At 56.4% G+C, this 14,816-nt stretch carries 14 protein-coding genes; 1 reads left to right on the top strand and 13 read right to left on the bottom strand.

The annotated features are described in order from the left end of the window. Positions 1-22: 22 nt before the first annotated feature. The 3 genes from Q1L34_RS23135 to Q1L34_RS23125 are packed head-to-tail and all read right to left on the bottom strand — an operon-like array spanning position 23 to position 4,952. The gene (locus tag Q1L34_RS23135; RefSeq protein ID WP_004857446.1) at positions 23-1,147 is read right to left on the bottom strand and encodes an ABC transporter permease; all 1,125 of its coding nucleotides are present in this window, start codon (positions 1,145-1,147) and stop codon (positions 23-25) included. Continuing rightward, positions 1,147-3,888 (bottom strand): ribosome-associated ATPase/putative transporter RbbA, encoded by a 2,742-nt coding sequence (gene rbbA, locus Q1L34_RS23130; protein ID WP_327204299.1) that lies wholly within the window; start codon positions 3,886-3,888, stop codon positions 1,147-1,149. Before rbbA ends, Q1L34_RS23135 begins: the two co-directional genes overlap by 1 nt. After that, the gene (locus Q1L34_RS23125; RefSeq protein WP_004857450.1) at positions 3,885-4,952 is read right to left on the bottom strand and encodes an HlyD family secretion protein; all 1,068 of its coding nucleotides are present in this window, start codon (positions 4,950-4,952) and stop codon (positions 3,885-3,887) included. The genes rbbA and Q1L34_RS23125 overlap by 4 nt, the downstream gene beginning before the upstream one ends. Positions 4,953-5,367: 415 nt before the next feature. On the opposite strand from Q1L34_RS23125, the gene Q1L34_RS23120 reads away from it, so the two are divergent. Further along, positions 5,368-6,777 carry a diguanylate cyclase gene (locus Q1L34_RS23120; protein ID WP_015585235.1) on the top strand — a complete coding sequence of 470 codons (1,410 nt, stop codon included), beginning with the start codon at positions 5,368-5,370 and terminating at the stop codon, positions 6,775-6,777. A gap of 20 nt (positions 6,778-6,797) precedes the next feature. Here Q1L34_RS23120 and trpS read toward each other — a convergent pair whose 3' ends face one another. The 10 genes from trpS to cutD form a co-directional block, all read right to left on the bottom strand. Then, positions 6,798-7,805 (bottom strand): tryptophan--tRNA ligase, encoded by a 1,008-nt coding sequence (gene trpS / locus Q1L34_RS23115; protein ID WP_004857455.1) that lies wholly within the window; start codon positions 7,803-7,805, stop codon positions 6,798-6,800. Between the two features lie 202 nt (positions 7,806-8,007). Further along, the gene (gene mtr / locus Q1L34_RS23110) at positions 8,008-9,264 is read right to left on the bottom strand and encodes a tryptophan permease (RefSeq protein WP_126509937.1); all 1,257 of its coding nucleotides are present in this window, start codon (positions 9,262-9,264) and stop codon (positions 8,008-8,010) included. A gap of 136 nt (positions 9,265-9,400) precedes the next feature. Next, complete coding sequence (gene tnaA / locus Q1L34_RS23105; RefSeq protein ID WP_004857462.1) at positions 9,401-10,789, bottom strand: tryptophanase; 1,389 nt, start codon at positions 10,787-10,789, stop codon at positions 9,401-9,403. Positions 10,790-10,913: 124 nt separating this feature from the next. After that, complete coding sequence (gene tnaC, locus Q1L34_RS23100) at positions 10,914-11,009, bottom strand: tryptophanase leader peptide (protein ID WP_004098218.1); 96 nt, start codon at positions 11,007-11,009, stop codon at positions 10,914-10,916. Positions 11,010-11,258: 249 nt separating this feature from the next. Next, complete coding sequence (locus tag Q1L34_RS23095) at positions 11,259-11,588, bottom strand: DMT family transporter (RefSeq protein ID WP_004857466.1); 330 nt, start codon at positions 11,586-11,588, stop codon at positions 11,259-11,261. Between the two features lie 17 nt (positions 11,589-11,605). Next, on the bottom strand, positions 11,606-12,025 hold the full coding sequence (locus tag Q1L34_RS23090) for a DMT family transporter (RefSeq protein WP_004857468.1): 420 nt from the start codon (positions 12,023-12,025) through the stop codon (positions 11,606-11,608). Positions 12,026-12,039: 14 nt separating this feature from the next. Further along, positions 12,040-12,732 carry a hypothetical protein gene (locus Q1L34_RS23085; RefSeq protein WP_004857470.1) on the bottom strand — a complete coding sequence of 231 codons (693 nt, stop codon included), beginning with the start codon at positions 12,730-12,732 and terminating at the stop codon, positions 12,040-12,042. 12 nt (positions 12,733-12,744) lie between these two features. Beyond that, positions 12,745-13,365, bottom strand: coding sequence for a phosphate propanoyltransferase (locus Q1L34_RS23080; RefSeq protein ID WP_032716498.1), 621 nt, complete (start codon positions 13,363-13,365; stop codon positions 12,745-12,747). Then, the gene (locus tag Q1L34_RS23075; RefSeq protein WP_004857475.1) at positions 13,362-13,802 is read right to left on the bottom strand and encodes a BMC domain-containing protein; all 441 of its coding nucleotides are present in this window, start codon (positions 13,800-13,802) and stop codon (positions 13,362-13,364) included. The genes Q1L34_RS23080 and Q1L34_RS23075 overlap by 4 nt, the downstream gene beginning before the upstream one ends. Positions 13,803-13,814: 12 nt before the next feature. After that, positions 13,815-14,762 carry a choline TMA-lyase-activating enzyme gene (cutD, locus tag Q1L34_RS23070; RefSeq protein WP_004857478.1) on the bottom strand — a complete coding sequence of 316 codons (948 nt, stop codon included), beginning with the start codon at positions 14,760-14,762 and terminating at the stop codon, positions 13,815-13,817. Positions 14,763-14,816 lie beyond the last annotated feature (54 nt).

Raw genomic sequence — 14,816 nt, 5'->3', positions numbered from 1 at the left:
ACGTACGGCCACCGCGCATCACTCATGCCATTGTGCCAATCGTTTTACGAAAACGTAGCAGTGCAATAGTAAAGAACACGCCGCCGATGGCCATCAGGGTTAAAAACTGCGGCCAGACGATAGCAAAGTCAGCTCCCCGATACAGAATCGCCTGCGCCAGGCTGACAAAATGCGTGGTCGGCATGGTTAACATAATATCCTGCACCGCCTGCGGCATGCTTTCCCGCGGGGTCGACCCACCAGACAGCATCTGCAGCGGCAGCAGCACCAGAATCATCAGCAGCCCCAGCTGCGGCATCGAGCGAGCCAGCGTTCCCATAAAGATACCGATTGAGGTGGTGGCAAACAGGCTCAGGGCCACGCCCAGCATAAACAGCGGGATGGAGCCTTCAATCGGCACCTGTAGCACCCCCTGGACCATGAGCAGCAGCGACAGCCCGGAAACAACCAGGACCACCAGTCCCATCGACCAGATTTTTGCCAGCATAATTTCGAATGGCGTGACCGGCATGACCAGCAGGTGTTCGATTGTCCCGTGCTCGCGCTCGCGGATCAGCGCCGAGCCGGTCAGCACGATGGCCAGCAGGGTGATGTTATTGATGATGGCCATGACCGCGCCAAAACGCTCCTGTTCGAGATTGGGGTTAAAGCGCATGCGCACCGCCAGCTCGACCGGCAGGGTATCATTACCCCGGTAGCGAGCCACGAAGCTGTTCACCTCCCCGCTAATGATATTCTGGATATAGCCATTGCCGGTAAACGCCTGACTCATACGCGTGGCATCGACGTTCACCTGAATTTCCGGCTGCCGTCCGGCGAGCACATCACGCTGAAAGTTGGGCGGAATATTAATGGCAAAAGTATAGTTCCCGGCATCCAGCCCGGCATCCATCTCATCTTCATTGATCAGCTCAGGCGGTAAAAACCACGGCCGATAAAAGCCGTTGATAATACGCGAAGAGAGCTGCGATTTATCCATATCGGCAATCGCGACAGGCGCCAGATGCAGCGACCCCGGCATCACGGTCGCTGAGGAATAGACCGACACGGTAAAGGCGAACAGGATTAAGGTCAGCATCGCCTTATCGCCGAGCAGGCTGCGCAGCTCTTTGACGCCGAGATTATAAATATTGCGTAATCCGCGCATCATCCCTCCTGTTTTTTCAGCAGCCACACGCTGAGGCCGAGCACCAGCGGGATGGCAATCAGCAGCGGTATAAAGGACGCCCACAGATCGGTCAGGCTCAGGGCTTTTGAGAATGTGCCGCGGGCAATGGTCAGGAAGTGGCTGGTCGGGTAAATCTGCCCAATCCAGCGCCCTGGCCCCTCCAGCGAAGCGACCGGGTCAATCATGCCGGAAAACTGCGTGGCCGGTATCAGCGTAATAATGGCGGTGCCGAAGATGGCCGCAATCTGGCTTTTCATAAAGGTCGAGATCAGCAGCCCCAACCCGGTGGCGATGGTGACATAGAGCAGCGCCGCCAGCGTCAGGGTCAGAAAACTGCCCTTATGCGCCACGCCAAACACCACGACTGACAGCGCGCACAGCAGGAGGAAGTTAAACATACCCAGCGCGATATACGGCAGCTGCTTGCCCAGTAAAAACTCGCTGCGGGTCGTCGGCGTGACGTACAGATTGATGATTGAACCAAGCTCTTTTTCACGGACCACGCTCAGCGCGCTGAGCATCGCCGGGATCATCATCAACAGCAGCGGGATCACCGCCGGAACAATGGCCGGCAGGCTTTTCACGTCCGGGTTATAGCGATAGCGCGTCTCAATGGATATCAGCGACGTATCGCGACCGGGCGTCGCCTGCCGTCCGGCCATCTCCTGCAGCCAGGCCAGATGCATCGCCTGGACGTAGCCGCGTACCGTCTCAGCCCGGTTAGGCATCGCGCCGTCCACCCAGACGCCAATTTTTACCGGCGTACCGCGGGCAATATTGCGGCCGAAATCAGGTGGAATTTCAATGGCGACGGCCAGTTCGCCGTTGCGCATCCGCCTGTCCAGTTGGTCATAGCTCTGCAGCGGCGGTTGCTCAATGAAGTAGCGCGAACCGGCGATATTCTGCGACCAGGCCTGACTGCTGAGAGTCTGATCGCGATCGAGGACCGCGAAGCGCAGATCTTCCACATCCATGCTAATGCCATATCCCATGATGAACATCAGAATCACGGTACCCAGCAACGCCAGAGTCGAACGTACCGGATCGCGCCGCAGCTCCAGCGCTTCACGTCGGCTGTAGCTAAACAGTCGTCGCAGGCTGAACGCCTGGCGCGGGGCCGTCGTTCCGGCGGGAGAGTTAACCGGCGGGGCGGGCGGTATTTGTTCGACGGCCCGCTGGGCATCCTGCAGCCAGGCGATAAACGCCTCTTCAAGGTTCGCCGCGCCGCGCTGCGCAACCAGCGCCTGCGGCGTGTCGCTGGCCAGTACCTTCCCGGCGTGCATTAGCGAAATGCGATCGCAGCGCTCGGCTTCATTCATAAAGTGGGTCGAGATAAAAATCGTTACCCGATCCTGACGGGCGAGATCGACCATCAGCTGCCAGAACATATCCCTGGCGACCGGATCGACGCCGGAAGTCGGTTCATCAAGGATCAGCATTTCCGGACGATGGATCACCGCCACGGCAAGCGAAAGGCGCTGACGAATGCCTAACGGCAGAGAGGCGGGCAGCGCATCTTCGACCTCCGTTAACATAAAACGCTGGCTCATTTCCGCCACCCGAGCGGGGATCTCGGCATACGGAATGTGAAATAAACGGGCGTGCAGTTCGAGGTTCTGCCTGACGGTCAATTCGCTGTAGAGGGAGAAGGCCTGCGACATATAGCCGACGCGGCGGCGGGTTTCGATATCCTTTGGATCGACCGGCTGACCGAATAGCCAGGCCTCGCCTTCGCTGGCGGGCAGCAGGCCGGTCAGCATTTTCATGGTGGTTGATTTACCGCAACCGTTCGAACCGAGGAAACCAAAAATCTCGCCGCGCGCGATGCGGAAGTTCACGTGATCGACCGCCACGAAGTTGCCGAAGCGCATGGTCAGGCCGCGGGCTTCAATCGCGATGTCATTTTCCTGGGCGTTACGCGGCGCAATGATCACCTCTTTATGCGCCTTGCGCTGGGCTTCCGGCAGCAGGGCGATAAACGCCTGCTCCAGGGTCTGACTGTGGGTTTGCGCTTTAAGTTCTTCGGCACTGCCGGTTGCCAGTACTTCCCCCGCGTTCATGGCTACCAGCCAGTCGAAGCGTTCCGCCTCTTCCATATAGGCCGTAGCGACCAGTACGCTCATCTCCGGCTGGCGCTGGCGGATGCTGTTAATCAGCTCCCAGAACTGGGCGCGAGAAAGCGGGTCAACGCCGGTCGTCGGTTCATCAAGGATCAACAGCTGCGGATCATGGATCAGCGCGCAGCACAGGCCGAGCTTCTGCTTCATCCCGCCGGATAATTTCCCGGCAGGGCGATCGCGGAAAGGGGCCAGTCCGGTGCTGCGCAGGAGTTCATCGATGCGGTTCTCGCGTTCGGCTTTGTCATGACCAAACAGACGGGCAAAGAAATCGACGTTTTCATATACCGACAGGGTGTGATAGAGGTTTTTGCCCAGCCCCTGCGGCATCCAGGCGATTTTGGGGCAAACATCCCGGCGGTGACGCGCATCGCGCATATCGCCACCGAGCACCATCACGTTACCCTGTTCAATGACCCGCGCACCGGAAATCAGCGACAGTAAGCTGGATTTACCGACGCCATCAGGGCCGATCAGACCGACCATCTGACGAGCGGGGATGCTTAGCGTGATATCCCGCAGCGCGACGGTGGCACCAAAGCGCTGGCCGACGTGTTCCAGCAGGGCGACCGGTGGGTGAGTATCCTGCTGAACGCCTCTCATTGCGGTAACCTCACCGTGAGCGTATCGGGCCACGCCCGCTGGCTATCCAGGCGAACATACGCCATGCCGGGCAGACCGGTTTTCACATACTCCAGGTGCTGCTCCAGCAGCTCCGGCGGGATGCGGGCCTTCACGCGGAACATCAGCTTCAGGCGTTCATCGCTGGTTTCTACCGTCTTTGGCGTAAACTGCGCGACGCTGGCGACAAAGCTGATATGAGCAGGCACCACCAGGCCCGGGGCCGCGTCGAGCACGATGCGTGCTTCGCTACCCAGTGCCAGCAAGCCTGCCTGCTCGGTAGGCAGGAAGAAGGTCATATAGACATCGGAGAGGTCAACCATATTCAGCACCCGACCGCCGGCGGCCAGCACTTCGCCCGGTTCGGCGACGCGATACTGAATGCGGCCGTCGCGTGGCGCTTTGAGTTCACTATCGTCAATATCGGCAAGGATGCGCCGTTCGGTTGCCTGAGCGGCATCAACGCGGGTCTGGGCCTGAATAATGCTGGTACGGGCGGCTTCAATTGCCGCTTTTGCCGCTGAGACCTGGGCTCTGGCGGATTCGAGCGCTGCCCGGGCGCTTTCCGCTGCCGCCCGATCGTCGTCAAGCTGCTGGGCTGACACCGCGCCGCGCTGCGACAGCGCGCTGGAGCGCACGTGGCGTTTCGCGGTGGAGTTCAGCTCCGCCTGCCGCTGTTTCACCACCGCTTCGGTGGCGCGCATTTCGCTTTGTCGCTGATCGAGCAGCGCTTTGGCGGCGGCGACCGCGCTTTGCGCCTCTTTAATCTGGGCGGCCGCTTCGAGGCGCTGTTCGTTCAGCACCCGAATATCCATCCGCGCCAGCACCTCGCCCTTGTGAACAAACTGCCCCTCTTTGACCAGAATGGCGTCGATGCGTCCGGCAGTTTTGGTGGCGATATCCACCTCAGTGGCTTCTATTCTGCCGTTGCTGCTGGCAAAGCCCTGCGGAAGTCCCGGCGGACGTAATGCCCACCATATCAGGGCGGCGATAACCGCCAGCAGGCCGATAAGGCACCAGGCCCAGTGCTGTTTGATTTTGTCCATACGCTACTCGCTCTGTTCCATATTGCTGAGTGATGCGCGTCTCTTCTCTCCGTTGTACGGAGCGTTATCCCTTTGTAAGGCAGAGGTGGGGAGGGGCAAGGCCGACCGGCACGCACGTCCAGCTGCGCGACTACCCGGTGAAATAGATGTGCTACGAATGTGGTCATCATCAGCAATCCTGGCCTTAAATGAAACACGCATAAATATAGCTACTGTCTATGGGATACTAGCATTTACCGTGAGTATGTCCATACGATAAACATGGGTTATTGATGTCGCAGCGCCAATCACCGCAAACGGTCGGACAGGAGAGGGGAAAGCCCGGCTGCTGCATTTTTAATCTGGTTGACCTGGGCGAACTGTTGTATGATTTGCGGCCTTGAAAATAGACCTATGTCGGCGAGTGCTTTATTTCATGAGCGATGAAAGCAAAAAATATATCTCAGTTATTTTTAAGGAGTGGTTGCCGTTGTATGACGGCCTGAAGCCGGAAGTGAAGGCGATTCTTAAAAATATTGCCGCTGAGCAGTCTGAAGCTCTGGCCGCTCGTTTTTATGACTTCATTTTTCAGGATCCCGATATCGCCCGCCACCTGACTTACGATCTGGTTCAGGAACGTCTTAGCCGTTCACTGGCCGTGTGGGTCAACGACATTTTGACCAGCGAGAAAGATCAGCTGCAGGCGCTGGCAGAAAGGCAATATCATATCGGCAGTATTCATGCGCGCATCGGCATCCCCGCTGAGGCCGTACTGCGCGGCGCACGCCAGCTTAAGGCCGGGCTGATTGAATATGTGCGGGATAACGATAAGATTGACCACCAGACCGGCCTTGCGACCATCCACTACGCGGTGATGGCGATTAATATGGCGATCGAGATGATGTGCCATGCCTACACCTTATCGCACTATCGGGCGACGAAAAATGAAGAAGCCTATCGTCTGTATAGCCTGATGGATAATGTGCCAATGGAATATGGCAAACAGCAGGCCTCGCTCTCCGGCTGGGAAAATAGCGCGATTTTTAATATTGTCAGTGAAAATAAGAACGATATTAACGGGACGTTATTATCTGAATCTGAGTTTGGCCTGTGGTTCCGTCATAAATGCGTGCGTTATTTTAACAAGAACGCGCAGATGGAAGAGATCGCCGACTTGATTACGCAGGTAGACAATTTGATCATCGGCTGGAAATCCTCAGACAGCGGCGCTGAATATAAAAATACGCAAACTTTGCTCCAGAGCATCCACATCCTTTGCCAGAAAATCAGCAGCCAGCTCGGGGTCATCTTCAGCAGTCTGTCGCAGATGCAGAACGGTAAAGACTCCCTGACCAGCCTGCTCAACCGCCGCTATCTGCCGGTCGTCCTCAAGCATGAGGTCACGCTCGCCATGGAGCATGAACTGCCGATGACGGTGGCGATTGTCGATATCGATCATTTTAAAGAGATTAATGATAACTGGGGTCATATGGTGGGCGACCGGGCAATCAAGCACGTTGCCGATCTGCTCAGCAATAACATCCGCTCCAGCGATTATATCTTTCGCTACGGCGGCGAAGAGTTTCTGCTGGTTCTGGTGGAAACCGGCGCGGCCGAGGCTTTTGCGCTCCTTGAGCGCTTACGTAAAAGCATCAGCCAGCTCCCGTTTAATGTCGGCGGCGAGACGAATATCGCCATTACCACCAGCGCCGGCTTCGCCGTGCATACCGGCCATCCGGACTATAATCGGCTGCTGCGCGACGCTGACAGTGCGCTGTACGTGGCCAAGCGCAGCGGACGCGACTGCGTGAAGATGCACCAGGTTGAGCAGGACCCGCAGCATTAAAGCGTCACCCCCCCCGGCGCTCAGAACAGAACCGGCAATCCTAATCCGCGCATTACCTCATGCAACGTTTGCTGCGTGAGGCGATGCGCCCGCTCGCTCCCCTGACGCAGCAGCTCCAGCAACATTCCTTTATCCGCAATATACGTTGCCCGGCGTTGGCGAATGGGCGCCAGCAGCGTCTGCAGACACTCCTCCAGCGCGTTTTTGCACTGTCGGTCACCCAGCCCGCCGCGTTGATAATGCGCCTTCATCTCGGTGACAAAGGCAGGATTGGGATGGAAAGCATCAAGGTAAGTAAAGACAACATTGCCTTCGATTCGGCCTGGATCGCTGACCCGCAGATGGGTCGGGTCGGTATACATGGCGCCGACCGCACGATGAATCTGCTCTTCACTGGCCGAGAGCGTGAGCGTATTGCCCAGCGATTTTGACATCTTGGCGCCGCCGTCAATGCCCGGCAGGCGGCTGACATCGCTGAGCAGCGCCCGGCAGTGCTGCAGTACCGGCGTCGTGGTCAGGCTATTCATTTTGTGGACGATCTCATTGGTCTGTTCGATCATCGGCAGCTGATCGTCGCCAACCGGTACCAGACCGGCCTTAAACGCGGTGATATCGGCCGCCTGACTAATGGGATAGGCCAGAAAACCGACCGGTAGTGAACGGGAGAATCCCTTCTGGGCGATTTCACTTTTGACCGTCGGGTTACGCTCGACGCGGGCGACGGTGACGATATTCATATACAGCGCACTCAGTTCCGCCAGGGCAGGCAGCGCTGATTGCAGGCAAATCGTGGTTTTGTGCGGATCGATACCTACCGCCAGATAATCGGCCATCACTTCAAAGATATTGCTGCTGATTTTCTGCGGGTCGCTGCCGTTATCGGTTAATCCCTGCAGATCGGCGATCAGGATAAACTGTTGATGATCGTGCTGCAGCTGTACGCGCTGGCGGAGCGATCCCACGTAGTGGCCGAGATGCAGCTGGCCGGTGGGGCGATCGCCGGTAAGAATGGTCGGGTTGGTATTCATCAGAGACTCCTTACGATGCTGTTAAGCCGAAAGACGTCGCTGAGAAACGATAAAGCCGCCTTCCGGCGGCTTTAAAATGGATATGTGAATCGTGCCGCCTGTTATGCAGGCAGCCACCAACGATATGGGCGGACAATGACGACGATTCTGTTCATCGGATTATCCTGCCACGAAACGCGGCGGCAGTGAAAGCGGTTTTTAGTTAGCGATACACCGGCAGCAGGTTAAAGCTGGATAAAATATGAATGATCGCGTTGGCGCCACCGAAACATAAAATCAGGATAATCATGGCATTGCCGCCCCAGACCCGATAGGCAGGGCTACCAAAACGCCTGCGCGAGGCGCGCGCCAGCAGGGCGGGAACAATAGCGGCCCAGACGGTGGCGGCGAGACCGGCGAAACCGATGGCATAGATAAAACCGTTGGGCCACAGCAGCCCGCCGACAATGGGCGGCAGGAAGGTGACCAGCGCGGTTTTAAAGCGCCCCTGACGGCTATCGTCGAACTTAAACAGATCCGCCAGATAATCAAACAGGCCGAGCGTGACGCCAAGGAACGAACTGGCGACGGCGAAGTTGGAAAAGACGGTTAGCAGTAAATCCAGGCTTGAACTGTTCAGCAGGCCGCTTAGCGTCTGCACCAGCACGTCGATATTGCCGCCTTTCCCGGCGATATCGATAAACGCCGGACGCGGAATATTGCCCATCGTACCGACCAGCCAGATAATATACAGCACCAGTGCCATCAGCGTGCCGAGCAGCAGGCAGCGGCGAATGATCTGCGGGTCTTTACCGTAGTACTTCATCAGGCTGGGGACATTGCCGTGATAGCCAAAGGACGCCAGACAGAACGGCAGCGTCATCAGCACGTAGGGCAGATACGACGCATTCGCTTCCGCGCGATTGAACAGAATCGCGGGCTCCACGTGCCACATCAGGCCGCCAAAGGTCATAAAGAAGGTGAGAATTTTGGCGCCCAGTACGATGGTGGTCATCCGGCTGACCGCTTTAGTGCTCAGCCAGACGATAAAGGCGACGACCAGCGCGAACGCCAGGCCGCCTGAGCGCGCGGGAACCGCGAGATGCATTTGCGCAAAAGTATGCTGAATAACCGAACCGCTGGCGGATATATAGGCATAGGTTAAAATATATAATACGAAGGCCACGGTCAGGCCGTTAATAATATTCCAGCCGGTGCCCAGTAAATCTTTCGTAATAGTGTCGAAGCTGGCGCCAATATGATAATTCAGATTCGCCTCGAGGATCATTAACCCCGAATGCAACATACAAAACCAGGTAAATACCAATGCCAGCAGAGACCAGAAAAACCAGGCGCCGGACATGACCACTGGTAATGAGAACATGCCTGCGCCAATAATAGTGCCGCCGATAATCATCGCCCCGCCAATAAGCGATGGCGTATTTGTTGAGACCGCTTTTGCGACCGATAATGTAGCCATAAGGTTATTCCTCACGTGGCTATATATTAAGTAACAGGTTGCGGAAAAACGGCTACCGAGACGCAACCCGAGCGATTGAGCTTATTTTTCTGTATGCGAAATTAAAGGCGCTCCCGTTGCGAGAGCGCCCGGGGGGTTATTTCACCGGTTTCAGTCTGGCGACGAAGTGGCGTAATACCGGCGGCTCATAGGTAAAGGTCAGGCCCTTAATCGTGGCGGCGCGGGCCTTAACGGCAATCAGCGCATCAGCGATATAGTCCATATGATCGTTAGTATAAACGCGGCGCGGAATGGTCAGGCGCAGCAGCTCCATCGGCGAGGCCTTCTGCTTGCCGGTTTCCGGGTCGCGGCCGAGCAGCAGGGAGCCGATTTCCACGCTGCGGATACCCGCCTCCAGATACAGCTCGTTGTTTAACGCGTGCGCCGGGAACTGCTCCGCCGGGATATGCGGCAGCAGCAGTTTCGCATCAACGAATACCGCATGACCGCCGGTCGGATATTGAATCGGAATGCCGCCTTCGCGCAGGCGTTCGCCAAGGTATTCCACCTGATTGATACGATAAGCGAGGTAATCCTCGTTGGTGCCTTCTTCCAGACCAATAGCCAGCGCCTCCATATCGCGTCCCGCCAGACCACCGTAGGTGACAAAGCCTTCCATCGGTACGCAGCGAATACGCACTTCGTTGAATAGCTCTTCGTCATCGCGGAAACAGCACAGGCCGCCGATATTCACCATCGGGTCTTTCTTGGCAGACATGGTCAGCATATCGCCGTACTGGTACATCTCGAGAATAATCTCTTTCACCGATTTATCGGCGTAACCCTCTTCGCGCTGTTTGATAAACCAGGCGTTTTCGCAGAAGCGGGCGGAGTCGATCACCACCGGAATATTATTCTGGCGGGCAATCTGATATACCTCGCGCATATTCGCCAGCGATACCGGCTGGCCGCCAGAGCTGTTACAGGTGACGGTGGTAATGATGGCCGCCACATTTTCTGCGCCATGTTCGGCGATGGTCGCTTTCAGCAAATCAATGTCGAAATTGCCCTTCCAGTCGTACCACGACGTGGTGTCGAAGGCTTTTGGCGTCACTACGTTAATCGCTTTCGCGCCGTTGAGTTCGACGTGGGCGGCGGTGGTATCGAAATGGAAGTTAGAAATAAACACCGGATGCGCCGACTTGCGGCGGGCAATCAGGCTCGGGAACAGAATCTGCTCTGCGCCGCGCCCCTGGTGGGTCGGAATGGTGTACGGATAGCCGATAATCTCTTTGACCTTCTCGCACAGGTGCTGATAGTTACGCGACCCGGCGTAAGCCTCATCGCCCATCATCAGCCCGGCCCACTGATGGTCGCTCATCGCGCCGGTGCCGGAGTCGGTCAGCAGGTCGATATAAACGTCCTGACTATTGAGCAAAAACGGGTTATAGCCTGCTTCTGCCAGGGCTTTGACGCGATCGTCAAAGGTGGTCATGCGAATGTTTTCGACCATTTTAATGCGGAACGGCTCAGGGATGCGTTTCATTTATTTTCTCCATGGGAATGCTGTGCCGCGTTTGGCTATTCGGCGACAAATAACAGGCGCAACAAATAGCGACTAAACGCAGTGCTAAATTAATTTTATTTAGAGGGTAAACAGCAGCGGAGAATTAACGAGGGAAGTCGTTGGAGATACGGTGATCCAAATTATACCAGTCGTCCAGGCCGCCCTGGGCAATGAGGCGATAAATCGATTTTTGCGTCATTACATCGTCCTCTGTAGGTGAAGGGATGTGATAAAAATAAGGCAAAATGAGAAAATAACTACGATTAAAATCACAAAAAGTTATTTATGGCTAAACGGAGCAGCAAAATTTGACGTTGGTCGTGTTTTTAGCGTTATTGATTATTTGATTAGCAGGCGATGGTTTTTTGTTTTTTTTATTGCGGCAATAACATGTTATTGAGTGCGGTTTTTGCGCCCTCATCGAACTCAATGAAGGCGCAGGCGAAACTTACATGCTGGAGAAGACGTTCATGATGATGCCGCCGGAAATAATCAGCACCATGGCGAGGATCGCCGGCAGATCCGGTTTTTGCTTGTAGAGGATCATCGAGCAGATGGTGACGCCGACGATGCCAAAGCCGCACCATAGCGAGTAGGCGACGCCCACCGGAATGGTGCTCATCGCGCGAGTGAGGGCGAAGTAGCACAGGCCGTAGGCGCAGACCACCAGTACCGACGGCGCCAGTTTACTAAAGCCGTTGGTCTTTTTGATCATCGAGGTACCGGTGATTTCGGAGCCGATAGACAGCGCCAACCATAAAAATCCGAGATTAAACATATGCGATTCCTTTTTCGTTAGTTGGCGACTTTTTTGTCCAGGGATGAGGGTGAAGCAACCGGTTTAACTGGCGTATCTTCGCTCTCTTCGCTACCCATTTTGGAAAACAGATTCATGATAACGATGCCGCTGGCGATAACGGCCATGCCGATAATCGCCGCGGTGTCCGGATGCTGACCGTAAAATGCCATCCCCAGCGTCGAAACCACCAGAATCCCGGTACCGGACCAGGTGGCGTACGCCAGGCCAACGGGAATATCTTTCACCGCGCGGGAAAGGGAGTAGTAGCAGGTGCAGTACAGCAGCACCAGCAGCCCGAGCAGCAGCATTTTGGTGGTCCCTTCGCTGCTACCGAACATTTTCAGGGTGGAAGTGGCCGAGGTTTCCGAAAGGATAACCAACAGCATCCATAGCCAACATTTTGTTTTTGAAGACATAATAAACTCCGGATCTATTTATTAAGGTAGGGTTCTTTTTTTCTGTTTTTCAAAAAATCGATAGCGGCATCGGTTAACTGCGCTGCGGGTGCACAGGCCAGCGCCGGATTATTCACGATGTCTGTGACAGTGAGATAACGCCGCGCGCCGGCGGTCGGTGCCTGAGCGGGCGCCTCCGTTCCTGCTGCCAGCTTCGCCAGTAGCTCATTCATGGTGCACAGCGTGACACCGCATGCCGTCAGCCGCGTCAACGTGGACTGCATATGTCCGGCGTAGGGCGTCGTGCTATCTGCTCCGCGCAGCTGGTTTAACTCGCTGGCCGGATCGCAGTGATAGCGCAGCGCCAGTACCGGCATGCCGGTAAGCAGAGCAGCATGCAATCGTCTGGCTTGCGGGTTTTGCAAGGTGCCGTTAACCAGATCGGCCGCCAGCGGATAGTCGAGAAACGGCACCACTACGGCCCGCCAGGCTGTCGACGGCAGCGCTTCCTGCCAGGCGTTGGACGGCAGCGTTTCACCGACCGCCTGCCACAGCGCGGCATCCGTCACACTTTCGTCCAGCGCCAGCTGCAGACGCTGTCCGCATCCCGCCAGACGGCTGCGGATGGCCTGGCGATAGCCCGCGGCCGGACCAACCATCACCAGCACCGGCGGCCGCAGACGCTGGATAATGCGTTCCACCAGGTATTCCATCTGTTCGTCGGTCATGGCTGGCCTCCGTTAAGCGATGAGCGTGACCTGCGCGCCGTTTTTCAGTCCGGCGGCGTTGGCTTCTTCGGTATCAATATGAAACTCCAGCGCGAAGTCATCGCGCACCCGCACCACCACTTCGTCGAAGGTCAGCTGGCGTTCGCCGTTGCTGCGGACGCTCACCTTCTGGCCATTGGCGACATTCAACTGCTGCGCATCCTGCGGCGACATATGGATATGCCGCCAGGCGCAGATCACCTGAGAGCGCAGTTCGACGTGGCCGGCCGGGCCGATCAGCAGCGCGTTACCCGCGTTCTCCAGCTGACCAGATTCGCGAACCGGCGCTTTGATGCCGAGGGTAAAGCAGTCGGCGCGGGAGATTTCCAGTTGAGTCACCGGGCGGGTTGGCCCGAGGACGCGAACCTGAGCGAGCGAGCCCTTCGGGCCGACGACGGTCACGCACTCCTGGGCGGCAAACTGCCCCGGCTGGCGTAGGGGTTTAAACGGCGTCAGCGTATAACCCTGGCCAAACAGCGCCTCGACATCCTGCTGAGACAGATGAACGTGACGGTTAGAGATACCGACCGGGATATCGGGCGCGCAGCGCGTCAGTCGGGCGGTGATTTTTTCATGTAGCAGGGTGTCGATCATGCCTTCTTCCCTTTCTTCATCGCGGCATTTTTATCTTCCGGCTCCCCCGGCGCTGGCGGGGAAGGAGGCGTCTGCGGCTCGACTTTTTCCATCGCTGCCGGCACTGCGTTTTTCAGGTCCTCGTTTTTCATGTCGGCGTGGTTCGCGACCGGTTTTGCCTCCGGGCGGCCTTTCAGATGACTCAGCGCCGCCACCACGCTGGGTTCCGGACGGGCGATGACCAGCGACTTGACGTGCTGCGCAGCGCCCGCCACCTCGACGCCGCGCTCAATGGCGGTGTGGATGGCGCTGATCTCGCCTTCGAAGCAGACGCTGACCAGCCCCGATCCGATTTTGCGATAGCCAATGCAGGTCACGCCTGCGGCTTTACAGGCGGCATCTACGGCCTGAATGGCGGTGACCAGCCCTCGCGTTTCAATTACGCCTAAACTTTTCATTGTCGGCTCCTGTTAATGGCGGACTAAGCGAATATCAAAATCAAACTGCGTGAAGAACGTCTCCAGCTGGTTCAGCTCTTCGGACGAATAAGACGGGTCCTGGGTAATGGGGTAGGGCATATCCAGGCGCTCGTATTTTTTGCGGCCCAGCTGGTGGTACGGCAGCATGTCGATGCGGCGGATATTTCCGCGCTTCGCCAGTTTCTGCACGTAATCAATAGCCCCGGTAATGGCATCAAATGAGTCGTTATATCCGCGAACCAGCGGCATGCGAATAATCACGTTAGCGCCGGAGTCCACCAGCCATTCCAGATTGCGGCGAATACCTTCATTGCCGATGCCAAATAACGCTTTATGGTGTTCGCTGTTTATTTGCTTAATATCGAATAAGAAGGTATCGGTCACCGGCGCCAGCTTTTGATAATTGGCCAGCGGGGTCGTGCCCTGGGTTTCGATGGCGGTATTGAGCATCATCTTTTTGCATTCGCTGAACAGCGCCACGGCAAAATCGGTTTGCAGGCTCATTTCACCGCCGCCGATGGTCACGCCGCCGCCGGAAGCAATGTAGAAGTCATAATCTTGCATGATGATGTCCATCAGCTCGCTGACGGTGACGTCTTTACCCATAATATCCAGCGCGTTCTGGGTACAAATCTCTTCGCATTTGCGGCAGCCAATACAGTCTTTATTACGGTCGACAAAATGCTTCATCTCGCCGTTTTCTTCTGCCCGATAGTGAATGCCGGCCGGGCAGACATTGACGCAGTCGCCGCAGTTAATGCATTTGTCGTGCGAGAACATGACCTGGAACTGGCTATTCAGCCCCTCCGGGTTAGCGCACCATGGGCAGCGTATATTGCAGCCTTTGAAAAAAACCAGCGTGCGAATGCCATCGCCGTCGTAGATCGAATATTTCTGAATATTGAATATTCGTCCGGTTAATTCTTGTTTTGCGCTCACACATACCTCCAGTAAAACGATCGGGACATCCGTGTCCAAAAACGTCCGTGTTTA

It is taken from the genome of Klebsiella ornithinolytica (assembly GCF_030505655.1).
Taxonomy (GTDB): domain Bacteria; phylum Pseudomonadota; class Gammaproteobacteria; order Enterobacterales; family Enterobacteriaceae; genus Klebsiella; species Klebsiella ornithinolytica.
The sequence above is the reverse complement of the archived record's forward strand: the minus strand, read 5'-3'. Positions and strand labels throughout refer to the sequence as shown.

What these genes read in the sequence shown, in the direction of transcription:
- Q1L34_RS23120 (WP_015585235.1), top strand. Translation starts at nt 5,368, where the DNA reads ATGAGCGATGAAAGCAAAAAATATATCTCAGTTATTTTTAAGGAGTGG.
- Q1L34_RS23090 (WP_004857468.1), bottom strand. Translation starts at nt 12,025, where the DNA reads ATGTCTTCAAAAACAAAATGTTGGCTATGGATGCTGTTGGTTATCCTT.
- mtr (WP_126509937.1), bottom strand. Translation starts at nt 9,264, where the DNA reads ATGGCTACATTATCGGTCGCAAAAGCGGTCTCAACAAATACGCCATCG.
- rbbA (WP_327204299.1), bottom strand. Translation starts at nt 3,888, where the DNA reads ATGAGAGGCGTTCAGCAGGATACTCACCCACCGGTCGCCCTGCTGGAA.
- Q1L34_RS23095 (WP_004857466.1), bottom strand. Translation starts at nt 11,588, where the DNA reads ATGTTTAATCTCGGATTTTTATGGTTGGCGCTGTCTATCGGCTCCGAA.
- trpS (WP_004857455.1), bottom strand. Translation starts at nt 7,805, where the DNA reads ATGAATACCAACCCGACCATTCTTACCGGCGATCGCCCCACCGGCCAG.
- tnaA (WP_004857462.1), bottom strand. Translation starts at nt 10,789, where the DNA reads ATGAAACGCATCCCTGAGCCGTTCCGCATTAAAATGGTCGAAAACATT.
- tnaC (WP_004098218.1), bottom strand. Translation starts at nt 11,009, where the DNA reads ATGACGCAAAAATCGATTTATCGCCTCATTGCCCAGGGCGGCCTGGAC.
- Q1L34_RS23075 (WP_004857475.1), bottom strand. Translation starts at nt 13,802, where the DNA reads ATGAAAAGTTTAGGCGTAATTGAAACGCGAGGGCTGGTCACCGCCATT.
- Q1L34_RS23135 (WP_004857446.1), bottom strand. Translation starts at nt 1,147, where the DNA reads ATGCGCGGATTACGCAATATTTATAATCTCGGCGTCAAAGAGCTGCGC.
- Q1L34_RS23085 (WP_004857470.1), bottom strand. Translation starts at nt 12,732, where the DNA reads ATGACCGACGAACAGATGGAATACCTGGTGGAACGCATTATCCAGCGT.
- Q1L34_RS23080 (WP_032716498.1), bottom strand. Translation starts at nt 13,365, where the DNA reads ATGATCGACACCCTGCTACATGAAAAAATCACCGCCCGACTGACGCGC.
- Q1L34_RS23125 (WP_004857450.1), bottom strand. Translation starts at nt 4,952, where the DNA reads ATGGACAAAATCAAACAGCACTGGGCCTGGTGCCTTATCGGCCTGCTG.